Annotated in this window: 11 protein-coding genes; 6 read left to right on the plus strand and 5 right to left on the minus strand. The window is 70.8% G+C overall.

The window, feature by feature from the left end; all coding sequences use genetic code 11:
* The first annotated feature begins 75 nt into the window (after positions 1–75).
* Positions 76–2,238, plus strand: a complete 2,163-nt coding sequence (recD2, locus tag ACZ7CD_RS23905; RefSeq protein ID WP_360395342.1) for an SF1B family DNA helicase RecD2 — start codon at positions 76–78, stop codon at positions 2,236–2,238.
* Between the two features lie 20 nt (positions 2,239–2,258).
* Here the strand turns inward: recD2 and ACZ7CD_RS23910 are convergent, their stop codons facing one another.
* A complete protein-coding gene (locus ACZ7CD_RS23910; protein WP_360395344.1) occupies positions 2,259–2,399 on the minus strand; it encodes a hypothetical protein in 141 nt (46 codons plus the stop codon).
* A 225-nt stretch (positions 2,400–2,624) separates the two neighbouring features.
* On the opposite strand from ACZ7CD_RS23910, the gene ACZ7CD_RS23915 reads away from it, so the two are divergent.
* Both ACZ7CD_RS23915 and ACZ7CD_RS23920 read left to right on the plus strand, forming a co-directional pair.
* Positions 2,625–3,902 carry a M14 family zinc carboxypeptidase gene (locus ACZ7CD_RS23915; RefSeq protein ID WP_470379694.1) on the plus strand — a complete coding sequence of 426 codons (1,278 nt, stop codon included), beginning with the start codon at positions 2,625–2,627 and terminating at the stop codon, positions 3,900–3,902.
* Between the two features lie 204 nt (positions 3,903–4,106).
* Positions 4,107–5,228, plus strand: a complete 1,122-nt coding sequence (locus tag ACZ7CD_RS23920) for a serine hydrolase domain-containing protein (RefSeq protein ID WP_470379695.1) — start codon at positions 4,107–4,109, stop codon at positions 5,226–5,228.
* Positions 5,229–5,297: 69 nt separating this feature from the next.
* Here the strand turns inward: ACZ7CD_RS23920 and ACZ7CD_RS23925 are convergent, their stop codons facing one another.
* Complete coding sequence (locus tag ACZ7CD_RS23925; RefSeq protein ID WP_360395350.1) at positions 5,298–6,923, minus strand: glycosyl hydrolase family 18 protein; 1,626 nt, start codon at positions 6,921–6,923, stop codon at positions 5,298–5,300.
* A gap of 178 nt (positions 6,924–7,101) precedes the next feature.
* Positions 7,102–9,507, minus strand: coding sequence for an ATP-binding protein (locus tag ACZ7CD_RS23930; RefSeq protein ID WP_470379696.1), 2,406 nt, complete (start codon positions 9,505–9,507; stop codon positions 7,102–7,104).
* A gap of 204 nt (positions 9,508–9,711) precedes the next feature.
* On the opposite strand from ACZ7CD_RS23930, the gene ACZ7CD_RS23935 reads away from it, so the two are divergent.
* The gene (locus ACZ7CD_RS23935) at positions 9,712–10,425 is read left to right on the plus strand and encodes a response regulator transcription factor (RefSeq protein ID WP_360395354.1); all 714 of its coding nucleotides are present in this window, start codon (positions 9,712–9,714) and stop codon (positions 10,423–10,425) included.
* A gap of 141 nt (positions 10,426–10,566) precedes the next feature.
* On the plus strand, positions 10,567–11,646 hold the full coding sequence (locus ACZ7CD_RS23940) for a DNA-3-methyladenine glycosylase family protein (RefSeq protein ID WP_470379697.1): 1,080 nt from the start codon (positions 10,567–10,569) through the stop codon (positions 11,644–11,646).
* A 183-nt stretch (positions 11,647–11,829) separates the two neighbouring features.
* Here the strand turns inward: ACZ7CD_RS23940 and ACZ7CD_RS23945 are convergent, their stop codons facing one another.
* Both ACZ7CD_RS23945 and ACZ7CD_RS23950 read right to left on the minus strand, forming a co-directional pair.
* The gene (locus ACZ7CD_RS23945; protein WP_360395358.1) at positions 11,830–12,750 is read right to left on the minus strand and encodes a serine/threonine-protein kinase; all 921 of its coding nucleotides are present in this window, start codon (positions 12,748–12,750) and stop codon (positions 11,830–11,832) included.
* A gap of 163 nt (positions 12,751–12,913) precedes the next feature.
* The gene (locus tag ACZ7CD_RS23950; RefSeq protein WP_360395360.1) at positions 12,914–14,326 is read right to left on the minus strand and encodes an HsdM family class I SAM-dependent methyltransferase; all 1,413 of its coding nucleotides are present in this window, start codon (positions 14,324–14,326) and stop codon (positions 12,914–12,916) included.
* A gap of 52 nt (positions 14,327–14,378) precedes the next feature.
* Between ACZ7CD_RS23950 and ACZ7CD_RS23955 the strand changes: the two genes are divergently transcribed.
* Positions 14,379–15,074: a PP2C family protein-serine/threonine phosphatase gene (locus ACZ7CD_RS23955; protein ID WP_360395362.1), complete on the plus strand. Its 696-nt coding sequence runs from the start codon at positions 14,379–14,381 to the stop codon at positions 15,072–15,074.
* Positions 15,075–15,082 lie beyond the last annotated feature (8 nt).

Raw genomic sequence — 15,082 nt, forward strand, 5'->3', positions numbered from 1 at the left:
GACTCTAAGACCCGCTCGTGGAGGACGCCGGGACAAGTTGTGAAGATCGTGTGCAGAGCGCTGTAGGTTCACGTCATGAACGTCCTCGAAGCGGTCCTGGAGAGGATCACCTACGCCAACGAGGACAACGGCTACACCGTCGCGAAGGTCGACACCGGCCGCGGTGACCTGGTCACGGTCGTCGGCGCGCTGCTCGGCGCCCAGCCCGGCGAGTCGATCAGGATGCGCGGCCGCTGGGGTTCGCACCCGCAGTACGGCAAGCAGTTCCACGTCGACGACTACACGACCGTCCTGCCCGCCACGATCCAGGGCATCCGCCGCTACCTGGGCTCCGGGCTGATCAAGGGCATCGGCCCGGTCCTCGCCGACAAGATCGTCACGCACTTCGGCGTCGACGCGCTCGACGTCATCGAGCACACGCCCGAGCGCCTCATCGAGGTGCCGAAGCTCGGCCCCAAGCGCACGAAGGCCATCGCGGACGCCTGGGAGGAGCAGAAGGCCATCAAGGAGGTCATGGTCTTCCTCCAAGGGGTCGGCGTCTCCACGTCGCTGGCCGTCCGCATCTACAAGCAGTACACCGACAAGGCCGTCGACGTCGTGCGCGAGGAGCCGTACCGGCTGGCGAGCGACGTGTGGGGCATCGGCTTCAAGACCGCCGACGTGATCGCCAAGGCCGTCGGCATCCCCCACGACAGCCCGCAGCGGGTCAAGGCCGGCCTGCAGTTCACGCTCTCCGAGGCCACCACCGACGGCAACTGCTACCTGCCGGAGCAGGCGCTCATCGCGGAGGCCATCAAGATCCTCCAGGTCGACACCGGGCTCGTCATCGACTGCCTCGCCGAGCTCGTCGAGGAGGAGGGCGTGGTCCGCGAGGAGCTGCCCGACGACGAGATCGCGATCTACCTGGTGCCGTTCCACCGCGCGGAGATCTCACTGGCGGCCCAGCTCAGGCGCCTGCTGCACAGCGACACCGACCGCATGCCGAGCTTCCAGGGCGTGAACTGGGACAGGGCGCTCGCCTGGCTCGGCACCGAGCTGGAGCAGCACCAGCGGGAGGCCGTGCAGCTCGCCCTCACCCGCAAGGTCGCGGTGCTCACCGGCGGACCGGGCTGCGGCAAGAGCTTCACCGTGCGCTCGATCGTCCGGCTGGCGCTGGCCAAGCGCGCGAAGGTCGTCCTGGCCGCCCCGACCGGCCGCGCCGCGAAGCGCCTCACCGAGCTGACCGGCCACGAGGCCCGCACCGTGCACCGGTTGCTGGAGCTCAAGCCCGGCGGTGACGCCGCCTACGACCGCGACCACCCGCTCGACGCCGACCTGGTCGTGGTGGACGAGGCGTCGATGCTGGACCTGCTGCTCGCCAACAAGCTCGTGAAGGCCGTGCCGCCGGGCGCGCACCTGCTGCTGGTGGGCGACGTCGACCAGCTGCCGTCCGTCGGGGCGGGCGAGGTGCTCAGGGACGTGCTGGCCCACGGCAGTCCGGTCCCGAACGTCCGGCTCACGCACATCTTCCGGCAGGCGCAGGAGTCGGGCGTCGTCACGAACGCCCACCGCATCAACAGCGGCGAGTACCCGGTGGTGCAGGGCCTGCCGGACTTCTTCCTCTTCGCCGCCGACGAGGCCGAGGACGCCGCGACCCTCACGGTCGACGTCGTGGCGAACCGCATCCCGCGCAGGTTCCGGCTCGACCCGCGCAAGGACATCCAGGTGCTCGCTCCCATGCACCGCGGTCCTGCCGGTGCCGGCTCGCTGAACGCGGTGCTGCAGGAGGCGCTGACGCCGTCGCGGGAGAACCTGCCGGAGAAGCGCTTCGGCGGCCGGGTGTTCAAGGTGGGGGACAAGGTCACCCAGGTCCGCAACAACTACGACAAGGGCCGCAACGGCGTCTTCAACGGCACCCTGGGCGTCGTCACCGCGCTGGACCCGGTCGAGCAGAAGCTCACCATCCGCACCGACGAGGACGAGGACGTCGACTACGAGTTCTCCGAGCTGGACGAGCTCAGCCACGCCTACGCCATGACCATCCACCGGTCGCAGGGCAGCGAGTACCCGTGCGTGGTCATCCCGATCACGACCAGCGCGTGGATGATGTTGCAGCGCAACCTGCTCTACACCGCCGTCACGCGCGCGAAGAAGCTCGTCGTCCTCGTGGGCTCGAAACGCGCCATCGGCCAGGCCGTGCGCACCGTGGGGGCCGGCCGCCGCCACACCGCGCTGGCCCACCGCCTGCGCACCGGCTGACCCGCCCGATCCCGGCGAGCTCAGTCCAGGCTGCGGACGATCGTGGGCTCCAGCCCCTCGTCGTCGTCGGTGAGGGAGCCGCGCCAGGGGAAGTACAGGTGGTCCGGCAAGCCGAGGTAGGAGATCTCAGCGACGTTGGTGTCGAGGTGGAGATGATCCATGGCTGACGCTCCCGTTGGGTTCCCGTGGGCTGTGTGCGGACCTCGCTGTCGTCGAGTCGGTTTCGGCGTGGAGCACAATAACCGCTGCGATGCTGGGACCGATCTTATTGATTTTCGTCACAGCTCGCCAAGCGGCAGTTTGCGGGTCCCACTGACCGGACGGTAGTCATCCGTCCGGTCGAACGGACTGGCGCGGCTCACCCGGACGGCCGATCATCGGTGGTCATGCGGACCGCCCTCGCCCTGCTCGCCGGCCTGACCCTGCTGCTCAGCCCGGCACCGGCGCCGGCGGACGGTCCACAGGCGACGTACGTGCTGCGGGTCCCGGCCCCGCTGGGGGAATCGGCCGAACGGCTGCTCGGCCTCGGCTATGACGTCGCGGAACACCGCGACGGCGCGGACCTCTTCGTCATCGGGAACGCGCACACCGCCGACGACCTCCGCGCCGACGGTTTCCAGTCCACTGTCGAGTCGGCGCTGCCCGCGTCTCAACAGGTGCCGCGGTCGCCCGACGCCACGACCTACTACGGCGGCTACCGCACGGTCACCGCGCACCTCGCCCACCTCGACGAGGTCGCCGCACAGCACCCGGACCTCGCGACCGTCGTCGACTACGGCGACTCCTGGCGCAAGACCCAGGGCGACGGCGGCCACGACCTGAAAGCCGTCTGCATCACCAGGATGGCGCCCGGCGACTGCGCGCTGACGCCGGCCGCGCCGAAGCCGCGGCTGTTCGTGATGGGGCAGCTGCACGCCCGCGAGATCACCACCGGTGACCTGGCGTGGCGGTTCGTCGACGACCTGGTCGGCTCCGACCTGACCGCGCTGCTCGACGACCTGGAGGTCTGGGTCGTGCCGATCGCGAACCCCGACGGCGTGGACATCGTCGAGTCCGGCGGCGACACCCCCGTGCCGCACCGCAAGAACGCGCAGGGCACCTGCTCCAGCGGTCCGCGCGGCGTCGACCTCAACCGCAACGCCGGCTCGCACTGGGGTGAGGTCGGCAGCTCCGCGAACAGGTGCAGCGAGGTCTACCGCGGCCCGCGCGCCGACTCCGAGGTGGAGACCCAGGCGCTGCAAGCGTTGTGGCACAGCCTCTACCGCGACACCCGCGCGCCCGGTGACACCGCGGCGGCCACACCGGACACGACCGGTGCCGTGATCTCCATGCACAGCTACGGCAACTACGTGCTCTTCCCGTGGGGCTGGAGCACGCAGAAGTCCGGCAACGACGAGGCGCTGCGCAGGATCGCGAACGAGATGGCCGCGCTGTCCGGGTTCCGCGCGGGCCAGCCGGGCGAGCTGCTCTACAACGCCTCCGGTGCCACCGACGACTGGGTGTACGACGACCTGGGCGTGCCGAGTTTCGTCTGGGAGATCGGTGCCTCGTCGGGCACCTGCGGCGGGTTCCTGCCGCCTTTCTCCTGTCAGCAGGACGTGCATTGGCCGAAAGTGCGCGCAATGCTCGTCTCGGCCATGAAAGCGGCGCACAAGCCCTATTGATCCGGCCCGATCAGCCGTCGTTCGCCCCCAAGGGCAGATCACGCCACCTGGAACCGCCGATCTCCGCCCGGTCGGTGACGGCCGATCTCGTTGCCGTGCAAGCGATTCCACACCAGGGCGCCCTCCGGGTCAGGGTCACCCCTAGGGAGGCCGTCCGCCTTGAGGTGGATGCGGCGGTCCCCGCGCCTCGACAAGGTGGTGGACATGGGGATTCGACTGAGAGTTCGACTCGTGGCCGGCATCACGACGGCCGGACTGCTCGCCGCCACCACCGGCACCGCGCTCGCGGCCGACACCACGGCCGACGCCACCGGCGGCGCGATCGACCGCGGGGTCGTGCAGGGGGCGCTCGACCAGATCACGGCGAGCGGGGGAGCGCTCGGCGTCCAGGTCAGGGTGACCGACGGGCGCCACCGCCTCACCGCACGGTCCGGCAAGGCCGAGCTCGACCGCAACCGCCCGGTGCCGGAGAACGGCCGGTTCCGCATCGGCAGCATCACCAAGACGTTCGTGTCGACGGTGCTGCTGCAGCTCGCCGGCGAGGGCAAGCTCGACCTGGACGCGCCGGTCGTGCGCTACCTGCCCGGTTCGATCGACACCCGCATCACCGTGCGGCAGGTGTTGCAGCACACCAGCGGGCTCTACGACTACACCAGCGCGCTGGCGCTCGACCCGGACGGCTTCGAGCAGATCCGCTACAAGCACTGGTCACCGCAGGAGATGCTCAAGATCTCCACGGACCGGCCGCTCGACTTCGAGCCCGGCGCGCAGTGGAGCTACTCCAACACCAACTACGTCGTTGCCGGCCTGCTGGTCGAGAAGATCACCGGCCGCCCGTACGAGAAGGCCGTCGAACAGCGCATCCTCAAGCCGCTGCGGCTGGCCGACACCGAGGTGCCCGGCGACGACCTGGACATCAGGGGCCCGCACGCGCACGGCTACTCGACCGTGAAGGGCAAGCCGACCGACGTCACCCGCCTCAACCCGTCGGTCGCGTGGGCCGCCGGTGAGATGATCTCCACGACGAAGGACCTCGACACGTTCGTCGTCGCGCTGGCGAGCGGCAAGCTGCTCAAGCCCGCGCAGCAGCAGGAGATCAGCAGGACGACCGCGGTCAGTCCCGACTACGGCCTGGGCCTGCAGGTGCAGACCCTGCCGTGCGGCACGAAGGTGTGGGGCCACGGCGGCGGCATCCCCGGCTACTCCTCGGAGCTGCTGACCACGCCGGACACCCGGAAGCGCCTGGAGCTGTCGGCGACCAGCGCACCCACCAGCGGCAACCCCACCGACGCCTACCTGAAGCTGCTCACCGAAGCGTTCTGCTGACCCGGCTGTTTCCGGGCAAACGAAAGGGGAGCTGGGCTGACCAGCTCCCCTCCCGGCGTTGTCGAAGGACTACCCGAGGGCGTTCTTCATCGCGGTGATCAACTCTCCGTTCGCGGTGTCACCCGTGAGCTCCCAGAAGAACGCGCCGCCCAGACCCTGGCCGCGTGCCCACTGGATCTTGCTGGTGATCGTCTGCGGGGTGTCGTAGCTCCACCACTGGCCGTTGCAGAACGCGTAGGCCGTGCCGGCGATCGTGCCGGTGGTGGGGCACTTGGTCTTCAGGACCTTGTAGTCCTCGATGCCCGCCTCGAACGTGCCGGGAGCCGGGCCGGTCGCCGTGCCACCGGGGGTGGCCTGCGTGACGCCCGTCCAGCCGCGGCCGTAGAAGCCGATGCCGAGCAGGAGCTTGCTGGCCGGAACGCCCTTCGAGCGCAGCTTCGAGATCGCGGCCTCGGAGTTGAACCCGGCGGTCGGGATGCCGTTGTACGACGTGAGCGGGGAGTGCGGAGCCGTCGGGCCCTGGGCCGCCCACGCACCGAAGTAGTCGTACGTCATGACGTTGTACCAGTTCAGGTACTGCGCCGCGCCGCCGTAGTCGGCCGCGTCGATCTTGCCGCCGGCGGAGCCGTCAGCCGTGATCGCAGCGGTCACCAGGAAGTTCTGGCCGAACTTGGTGCGCAGCGCCTGCGACATGTTCTTGAACGCCGCCGCACCGCTCGTGTCGCACGACAGGCCACACGCGTTCGGGTACTCCCAGTCGATGTCGATGCCGTCGAACAGACCGGCCCAGCGCGGGTCCTTCAGCAGGTTGTAGCAGGAGTCGACGAACGCGGGCAGGTTCCGCGACGCCTCACCGAAGCCGCCGGACCAGGTCCAGCCGCCGAACGAGTACAGCACCTTGAGGTGCGGGTACTTCTTCTTCAGCTTCATCAGCTGGTTGAAGTTGCCGCGCACCGGCTGGTCCCACGTGTCGGCCACGCCGTCGACGGCTTCCGCCGCGGTCATCGCCTTCTCGATCGCGGGGAAGGCCTCACCGATGGTGCACTTGCCGCCGACCACGTTGCCGAACGAGTAGTTGATGTGCGTGAGCTTCGACGCCGAACCCGAGGTGTCGATGTTCTTCACCTGGTAGTTGCGGGCCGGGTACACACCCCACTCCGTGAAGTAGCCCAGGTTGATCTTCCCGGGAGGCGGCGGCGGACCGGTGGTCGTCGTCGTGGTGGTCGTGGTGGTGGTCGTCGTGCTCGTGGTGGTGCTGGTCGTGGTCGTGGTGGTCGGGTTCGTCCCGCCCGCCTCGCACGAGCCGCCGTTGAGCTTGCAGTTCGTCGGCGCACCGAACGTGCCGGTGTACGAGCCGTTGAAGCCGAAGCTCACCGACCCGCCGGCACCGATGTTGCCGTTCCAGGTGTTCTTGACCGTGACGTTCTGACCGCTCGTCGTGTACGAGCCGTCCCACAGCGAGGTCACGCGGTGGTTGGCCGGGAGCGTGAACTCCACGGTCCACGACGTCAGGGCCGCCGCGCTGTTGTTCGTGATCGTGTACTTGCCCTCGAAGCCCGTTCCCCAGTCCGAACCCTTGGAGAACGTGGCGGAAACGCCACCGGCACCGCTCGCGGCGGGCACGACGACGATTCCGAGGACCATCGCGGCTACTGCCGCGAAGAGAGCAGCTAGATGCCATCGGAACTTGGACATCGGTCTCCTCAGTCGCAGGGGGTGCCTGAACGATGTGGTTTAGACCACTTGAAGGTCAAGGTCTAGACCTCTGCCGTCACTCGAACGGACTAGTGCTGATGCGGTTCAGAAGCCTTTTCCGCCGCCACGCCCTACTGTCGGTCGATGCGCGCAAACCTTTGCGCAGCCCGGTGGCCGGTCAGCCGATGGCGCGTTCCGCGCCCCACGCCGCGATGTCCTCGCGGCTGCTCAGCCCGAGCTTGTCCCGCAGGCGCTGCAACCGGGCCGCCACGGTGCGGACGGACACGTTGAGCCGGTTCGCGATCTGCTGGTTCGTCAGTCCGGCCGACAGCAGCGCGACGACACGCCGTTCGTGGTCGTCCAGCTCGCCGTGCGCGGCCTCCGTGCGGTCGAGCCACACCTCGTCCTGGATGAACGCCTCGATCTCGGTCGGGGTCAAAGGGGTTGCGGCCTCATCGGCGCGCTGGACGGGCAGCATCAGCCGCGCGGTGCTCATCGCACCGGCGACCTTCTCCGCCCAGAACGGGTCCGGCACAACGCCGACCGACCGGCGCATCGCACGCCCGGTCGCTTCCAGCCGCAGCGCGCGCTCAGCCTGACCGCGCAGCATCGCCGCTATGGCGAGGCCTTCCAACGCGTCCGGGGCGCTCAGCGGGTTCACGCCGTCCATCCGCAACGCCTCCCGGAAGGCGTGCGCCGCCTCGTCCAGATCGCCCTGCACCAACGCCACGGCGCCCCGCGTGGTGAGGGCACCGGCGATGCGCGCGGGCACACCCGACGTGCGCGAGATCGGCAACGCCTTCATGACCGCCTTCTCGGCGCGTTCGTGCTTGCCCAGCGACAACGCCGTGCGCGCCAGGTCGACCAGGCACGTCGCGCGCGCAAGGGGTTCACCGAGCAGCTCCGCGACGCGCAGGCACTCGGTGTTGTTCTCGTCCGACGCCTCCCAGTCGCCGCTCGACTGCTGCACCGCCGCGAGCGTGCTGCGGCAGCTCATCACCAGCGCCGGGTGACCGATGCCGCGCACCAGCCGCGACGCCTCACCGGACAGCTCGACGGCCTCGTCGCGGTCACCCTGCTCGGCGGCGAACCTGGCCGCGTGGTTGAGCGCCACACACCGGTAGTCGTCCCTTGTGGACGGTCGCCGCAGCGCGTCCCGCAGCAGCGCCCTGGCCTGGCCGAGCCGCCCCCGCCGGGCAGCGCAGTCGGCGAGCGCCGCGGTGAGCAGCAACAACCGCTCGTCAGCGCGGTCCGCGGCCCACTCGACGGTGCCGAGCAGGCTGTCGACGTGGTTGTCGAGCCGGTCCTGCACCTCCGCCGGCATCGACAGCGGCGCCGTGATCAGCACGTCCGACAGGTCGGTGAACCACCGCGCCAGCGCCTCGAACGCGACGTCCAGCTCACCCGCCACGGCCAGCTTCTCCCTGGCGTGCAGGCGAACCGGCTCCAGCTGCCGGAACCGCGTCGTGCCGGGCACCGCGGTCAGCAGCGACTTGGCCTGCAACCGGGACAGCACGTCCAGCACCGGTTCCGCCGACCGTTCCGTCGAACACACCTCGGTGGCCGCCGCCAGGTCGAACCCGCCGTCGAACACGCTCAGCCTGCGCAGCACGAACTGCTCGTCCGGCTGCAGCAACCGGTAGCTCCAGTCGATCGCCTCCCGCAACGACCGCTGCCGCGCGGGCGACTTGCGGCAGCCCAGCGTCAGCAGCTCCAGCGGCTCGTCCACGCGGTCGCAGATGTCCGCCACCGGCAGCAGCTGCACCCAGCGCGCGGCCAGCTCGATCGCCAGCGGCATGCCCTCCAGCCGCGCGCACAGCAGCGCGACCGCCGCCGTGTTCTCCGGCGTGAGGCGGAAGTCCGGCTTGCGCTCGCGTGCGCGTTCGACGAACAGCTTCACCGCCTCCGACCGCGGCGCCGCCGTCGTGACCAGGTCGCGGTCCGTCGACGGCACCGGCAGGCCCTCCACGTGGAAGCTCACCTCACCGCTGATCCACAGCGCCTCCCGGCTCGTCGCGAGCACCCGCACACCGGGACAGCGGTTCAGCAGCAGGTCGGCCAGCTCCGCGCACGTGTCGAGCAGGTGCTCGCAGTTGTCGAGGACGACGACCACCCTCATGTTCACGAGCGTTTCCAGCACCGTGTCCCGCAACGGCTCGTCCGACTGCTCGACCCCCAGGGCGTGCGCGACGGCCGGCAGCACGGCACCACCGTCGGTCACCTGGCCCAGCTCGACCAGCAGCACCCGGTCCGTGCGCCCGCGCCGCAACCGCCCCGCCACCTCCAGCGCGAGCCGCGTCTTGCCCGCACCCGCACTGCCCACGAGCGTAACGAGACGGTGCCGGCGCAGGAGCTGGTCGAGCTTCGTCAGCTCCTGCTGCCGCCCGACGAACGCGTCCCTCGCCGCGGGCAGGTTCGCCAGCACCCGCGGCTTCTGCCTGGTGGCGGGCGCCCGCACGGCCGAGCTCACCCGCCGCCGGTAAGCCCGTTGGCGGCAGGCGTTGGAGCAGTAGGACCTGCGCTGCTCCGAGGTCGAGGGAGGCAGCGCGCCGGCGCACAGGGCACACCGTCCGGTGCTGGTCATGAGCGCCTCTCCTCCAGCCGTAACGGCAGCCCGGTGCCGTCTCGCGGCGGTGTTCCCGCAGGTGGCGGTGGTTGTTCGAGTGCATGCACCCCGTTACGCCCCGGCCTGCGCGAGACGGTGCGCACCGCGCTCGTTATGCCTGCCTTCCCCCGACCCTCGTTCGGCAACAAACTGGTGGCTGGTCCGGTCTGACGGGGAGAACGCATGACGGTGACGACGAGTGCTTCGCGGACGAACGGCGGGCTGCAACTGGTGAACAAGCCGCGCACGACCACCGTCGGCATCGCCGACGACGAGGTGCTGATCCGCACCGGCGTCCGCGGCGTGCTGGAACGCTCCGGCACCATCGCCGTGGTCGGCGAGGCGAGCGACGGCACCGGCGCACTCGAACTGGCCCGCCGCCACCGCCCGCAGGTCCTGCTGCTGGACGCCGCCCTGCCCGGCATGGAGGGCCTGACCGCCGTCCGCATGATCCGCAGGCACGCCCCCGGCACCCAGGTGATCATGCTCTGCACCCCGCCCACCGAGGAGCTGCTGTTCCCCGCACTGCGCGCCGGAGCAGCGGGCTTCCTGCCCAGGAACGGCGACCCCGACACCCTCGTGACCGCCGTCCGCGCCGTGGCCGCGGGCGAAGCCGTCCTCTCCCCGTCCGCCACCCGCGCCCTCGTGGACCACTTCACCGGCGCCGACTCGGACCGCCGCGACGCCGCCCGCAGCCGCATCGGCCTGCTCACCCGCCGCGAACAGGAGGTGCTGGTGTACCTGGCCCAGGGCATGGCCAACGCCCGCATCGCCCGGCTGATGTACCTGTCGGAAGGGGCGATCAAGGCCCACGTCAGCCGACTGCTGACGAAACTCCGCTGCGACAACCGCGTCCAAGCCGCCCTCATCGCACGCGACGCCGCCCTTCCCTGCTGAAGTCCACCCCTGTCGCAACGGCGCGACAACCAGCCTATCCAGGCCTGATCGCATCGCGAAGCAGGTCACCCGGTTGGCCCCGTCGCGGTGATGTCCCTTTCCCGCCAGCATTCGACGGCGCACACGGGCACTATTGAGGACATGCACCACTCCGCGCCCTCGGCCCGCGCGTCCATCGTCGAGCGCGCAACACTTCTGCTCGCCGACGGTTTCGTCGAACGCTCCGGCGTCCGCGCACTGGCGTCCTACCTGGGTTGCACCACAAGCCATCTGCGCACCCAACTGGTCGACTCCCTGGGCGCCGACGCCCGAACCCTCTCCGCCGCGTTCGCCGCCGGCCGCGCCCTGCCCGCCATCACCGCACTCCCGCACCAGATCCCGCTCCGCCTGCCGTTCCACACCCCGCTGTTCCCCGACAACCTCTTCGGACACCTCATCGCCACCGCCGTCCCCGGCGTGGAGGAGTGGCGCGACAACACCTACCGCCGCACCCTCCGCCTCCCGCACGGCCCGGGAATCGCCGCACTCAGCCCCCGCCCCGACCACGTGGCAGCGGTGTTCGCCCTGACCGACGTCCGCGACCTGCCCGCAGCGGTGGCCCTGTGCCGCTTCCTGCTGGACCTCGACGCCGACCCGTCCGCCATCGACACCGCACTGGCCGCGGACCCGGTCCTCGAACCGTTGGTGCACAAGGCCCCCGGCCGCCGCGTCCCCCGCACCGTCGACGGCGCCGAGTTCGCCGTCCGAGCCGTCCTCGGCCAACAGGTCTCCACCGCCGCGGCCCGCACCCACGCCGCCCGCCTGGTCCAGCGCTTCGGCACCCCGGTCGCCGACCTCCACCTGTTCCCCCTGTCGTTCGACCCGGCGGCCCTGGCCGTGCCGACCTCCCGCCGCACGACCATGGCCGCACTGCTCGGTGCCCTGGAGTCCGGTTTGGACCTGTCGATGTCCGCGGACCCCACCGTCGCCCGGGAGGCTCTGCACGCTTTGCCCGGCTTCGGGCCGTGGACCGTGGAGTCCATCGCGATGCGCGCCCTGGGAGACCCGGACGCCTTCTTGCCGACCGATCTCGGGATCAAGCTGGCGGCTGCGTCACTCGGGTTGCCGGTGACCCCGGCGGCGTTGAGCCGGCGGGCTGCGGAGTGGCGGCCTTGGCGGTCCTATGCGGTGCAACACCTGTGGGCCACCGGGGAGCACGAGGTGAACCGCATCCCGTCGTGATCCGGCCACGGCTCGCACCGCCGGAGTGCGGCTTCCGCGCGCACGTCATGGCTTCCGCCGCTCACGGCGTGATCGCTCCCACCGCGCGGCTTCCGCCTACGACTTGGCTTCTGTGCCCACGGCCTGGCTCGCACCGTCCGCACCGCTTGTGGCGCGGTTCCGCCACCCCTACCGCGTGCCCGCCTACTGCCTGACCCCCGCCACCCGAGGCGCGCCCCCGCCATCCACCGCACGGTTCCCGTACCGCCGCTGCACGTTGGCGTACATCGTCCCCGTCGACCCCTCCGCCACGAACCCCGGCAACGCCGGCACATCCCTCGAAACCCCTTGCAGCGCCTCGAAAACCTCCCGCGCCGACCCCGGCCGTCCGTCCGGTTCCTTGGCCAGCAGCCGCTGCACCACCCCGTTGAGCCCGCCCGCGACGGCTCGCGGCACCTCGCGCACGTGCCGTTCGAACACCGCGTACGCCGTCGGGCCGGTGAACAGCTGTGCGCCGGTCAGCATCTCGTGCAGCACGCACCCCAGCGCGTACAGGTCGCTGCGCGGCTCGGCGACTCCGCGCTGGATCTGCTCGGGCGCCATGTACGAGGGGGTGCCCAGGATCTGGCCGGCGCGGCTGAACGGGGCCACGTCGCTCTCCCGCAGCAGGGCCAGGCCGAAGTCGAGGACCTTCACAGCGCCGTCGGGGCACAGCATCAGGTTCGTGGGCTTGAGGTCGCGGTGGCAGATGCCGCGGTCGTGGGCCGCGGCCAGCACGGCGGCGGTCTGGGCGGCGATGTTGGCGGCCCACGGTTCGGGCAGGGGGCCGAACTCGTCGACCAGGTCGGCGATGGTGACGCCGTCAACGAACTGCATCACCTGGAACAGGCGCTGGTCATACGTGCCGAAGTCGTAGAGCACCGGGACGCCGGGGTGTTCGAGCTTCGCCACGATGCGCGCTTCGCGTGCGAAGCGCTGCTGGACCTCCTCGTCGCTCCCGGGCAGTTGCAGGAGCTTGACCGCCACGCGGCGATCCAGGCGCAGGTCGCGGCCGCGGTGCACGGCGCCCATGCCTCCCCGGCCCAGCGGCAGGTCGTCGATCTCGTAGCGGTCGGCGATCAGCACCGGCGCAGCCTAACCGCCGCCGGCGACGGGCTGTTCCGGTTCGCGTGCGGGTCCCGGTCGCCTGTCCCGCGCGCTTCCTCGTCAGCGAGGCGGGCGAGACCGCGAATCCGGACATCTCGATCGGGTGAATTGAGGTCACGGTGCGTGCTCATCGCCGTGCGCCCTACGCAGGTCCGATCTGGCCGCCGAGCAACCCGTTGTATCCCAAACGGACCAGCTCCGCAGCGCCCTCCAGGCTGTCCTCCAGGTCCCTGAGCTGCACGAACGCGCGGCCATAGCGTCGTTGTTCGTCCAGCGGCAGCGACGGGACCTGGGTGCGGCGGACGTCCAGGCGCGTCGAGCCGGTGGGGGTGCGGGCGAGCGCGGCGCGGAGCAGGCCGGTCAGGTAGTCCGGGTCGAGGCGGGCCGGGTCGATCTCGTAGGTCGCGCCGGTCGGGGACGTGACGACGTGCGGGCCGGGGGCCGCCCGGAGCAGGTCGCCGATGGTCGTCATCGGCGGCAGGACGCGGTCGTGCAGTTCCGGCGGCTCGGGCATCGAGTACTTCGCGCGGGTCTCCACGTAGGCACGGCCGTGCTGGCCGCGCAGGCGGCCGGGGCTCAGGTCGACGTCGTCGTCGAGGAGGTCGAGCACGCGCGTGTTCGGATCGAGCGACTCCGGGCGGTCGACCGAGTCGGGGGAGTCGAGCAGCGTCACGTGCTCGGGTGCGCGGTCGCTCGGGTGCGGGTGGCGCAGCAGCCACAGGTCGCGGCCCGGCTGGACGGTGATCACCGCGGTCACGGCGCCGGCGCGCAGGAGGTTGCCGCGCACGCGTTTGCCGGCCCGGCGGGAGGCTGCGGCGGACGGCATCAGGATCGCGACGGGCGCGCCCGGCCTGGCCAGCGACAGGCAGTGCTGCGCCCAGGCCAGCTCGGGTTCGCCGCGCGGCGGCTGGCCGTGCGTCCAGCGCGGGTCACCGATCAGCTCCTCGTGGCCCCACGCTCGGTCGTGCCACGGCGGGTCGCACAGCACGGCATCCGCCTTCTCGACGATCCCGTTGTGGCGCAACGAGTCGCCGTCCACGACGTAGGCGTCCGGCAGGCGGCGGCGCGCGATCGCGGCCAGCACCGGGTCGAGCTCCTGGCCCACCTTGCGGCGCGCACCGGCCAGCTTCAGCAACGAACCGGTGCCGCACGCCGGGTCGGTCACCGTGCCGTCGTGGGCCTCGGTCAGCGAGACCATCAGCCGCGCGATCTCCGGCGGCGTCGGGTTCAGCAGGCGGGAGTGGGCGGCCGCGTACCGCTCGTGCAGGTACTCGAACGTCACCGCGTCCGCCTCCACGGCCAGCAGCGCCGAACCGAGCTTCAGGTCGTCGACGGTGCGCAGCTGGGTCCAGAGGCGCTCGGCAGGGGAGACGCGGAACGGCTTGCCGTTGCGCCGCAGCCATGCCTCCACGTCGCGCAGCAGGTACAACGGACTGGAGGCCGTGCCACCGACCGGCACCGGGAAGTCGTCGAACCGGCGCCGCCAGTTCGACACGGCCGCGCGGCCCACGTCTGCCAGACGCGCGATGTCACCGGCGTTGACCGTCTCATCCATGTTCACAACCGTATTGCTTGTGAAGTGACTTCACAAGTGATCTACTGGTGGCATGACACACGAGCTGCGCATCGCCGTGGCCACCGATCCGGGGTTGGTCCGTGAGCAGAACGAGGACTCGGTGTACGTCCGCGCGGACCTGCAGGCGGTGGCCGACGGGATGGGCGGCCACGAGCACGGCGAGCTCGCCAGTGCAATCGCGGTGGACGTTCTGGCGCACTGGCAGGGCGACCTCGGCCCGGCCGTCAGCGAGATCGCGCGCCGGCTCGACGAGGAGGCCCCGCAGGGCACCGGCACCACGCTGACGGCGATCCGCTGGGAGGGCTTGGCGTTCCAGCTGGCCCACATCGGCGACTCCCGCGCGTACGTGCTGAGGGAGGGCGAGCTGCGCCAGCTCTCCCACGACCACACCATGGTGCAGGCCCTCGTCGACGCCGGCCGGCTGACGCCGGAGGAGGCCGCCGGGCACCCGCGCCGCGCGTTCGTGCTGCGGGCGCTGCAGTCCGGCAACTCGCACGACCCGGACCTGTCCTGGCACCAGGCGCACCTCGACGACCGCTACCTGCTGTGCAGCGACGGTCTCACCGACTACACCGACCTGGGCGACGTGCACGAGATCCTGCAGTCCACAGAGGACGGCACGGAGGCCGCCTGGCAGCTCGTCGCGCTGGCCAACGGCAACGGCGGCCCGGACAACATCTCGTGCGTCATCGTCGACGTCGTCCGCAAGAAGTGGTGGCAGCGCTAGAAAGCAAG

The organism is Lentzea sp. NPDC036949 (assembly GCF_055608075.1).

Excerpts from the sequence above, each read along its gene's own strand:
- ACZ7CD_RS23950 (WP_360395360.1), bottom strand. The coding sequence starts at position 14,326 with ATGGATGAGACGGTCAACGCCGGTGACATCGCGCGTCTGGCAGACGTG.
- ACZ7CD_RS23940 (WP_470379697.1), top strand. The coding sequence starts at position 10,567 with ATGCACCACTCCGCGCCCTCGGCCCGCGCGTCCATCGTCGAGCGCGCA.
- ACZ7CD_RS23920 (WP_470379695.1), top strand. The coding sequence starts at position 4,107 with ATGGGGATTCGACTGAGAGTTCGACTCGTGGCCGGCATCACGACGGCC.
- ACZ7CD_RS23955 (WP_360395362.1), top strand. The coding sequence starts at position 14,379 with ATGACACACGAGCTGCGCATCGCCGTGGCCACCGATCCGGGGTTGGTC.
- ACZ7CD_RS23915 (WP_470379694.1), top strand. The coding sequence starts at position 2,625 with ATGCGGACCGCCCTCGCCCTGCTCGCCGGCCTGACCCTGCTGCTCAGC.
- ACZ7CD_RS23930 (WP_470379696.1), bottom strand. The coding sequence starts at position 9,507 with ATGACCAGCACCGGACGGTGTGCCCTGTGCGCCGGCGCGCTGCCTCCC.
- recD2 (WP_360395342.1), top strand. The coding sequence starts at position 76 with ATGAACGTCCTCGAAGCGGTCCTGGAGAGGATCACCTACGCCAACGAG.
- ACZ7CD_RS23910 (WP_360395344.1), bottom strand. The coding sequence starts at position 2,399 with ATGGATCATCTCCACCTCGACACCAACGTCGCTGAGATCTCCTACCTC.
- ACZ7CD_RS23935 (WP_360395354.1), top strand. The coding sequence starts at position 9,712 with ATGACGGTGACGACGAGTGCTTCGCGGACGAACGGCGGGCTGCAACTG.
- ACZ7CD_RS23925 (WP_360395350.1), bottom strand. The coding sequence starts at position 6,923 with ATGTCCAAGTTCCGATGGCATCTAGCTGCTCTCTTCGCGGCAGTAGCC.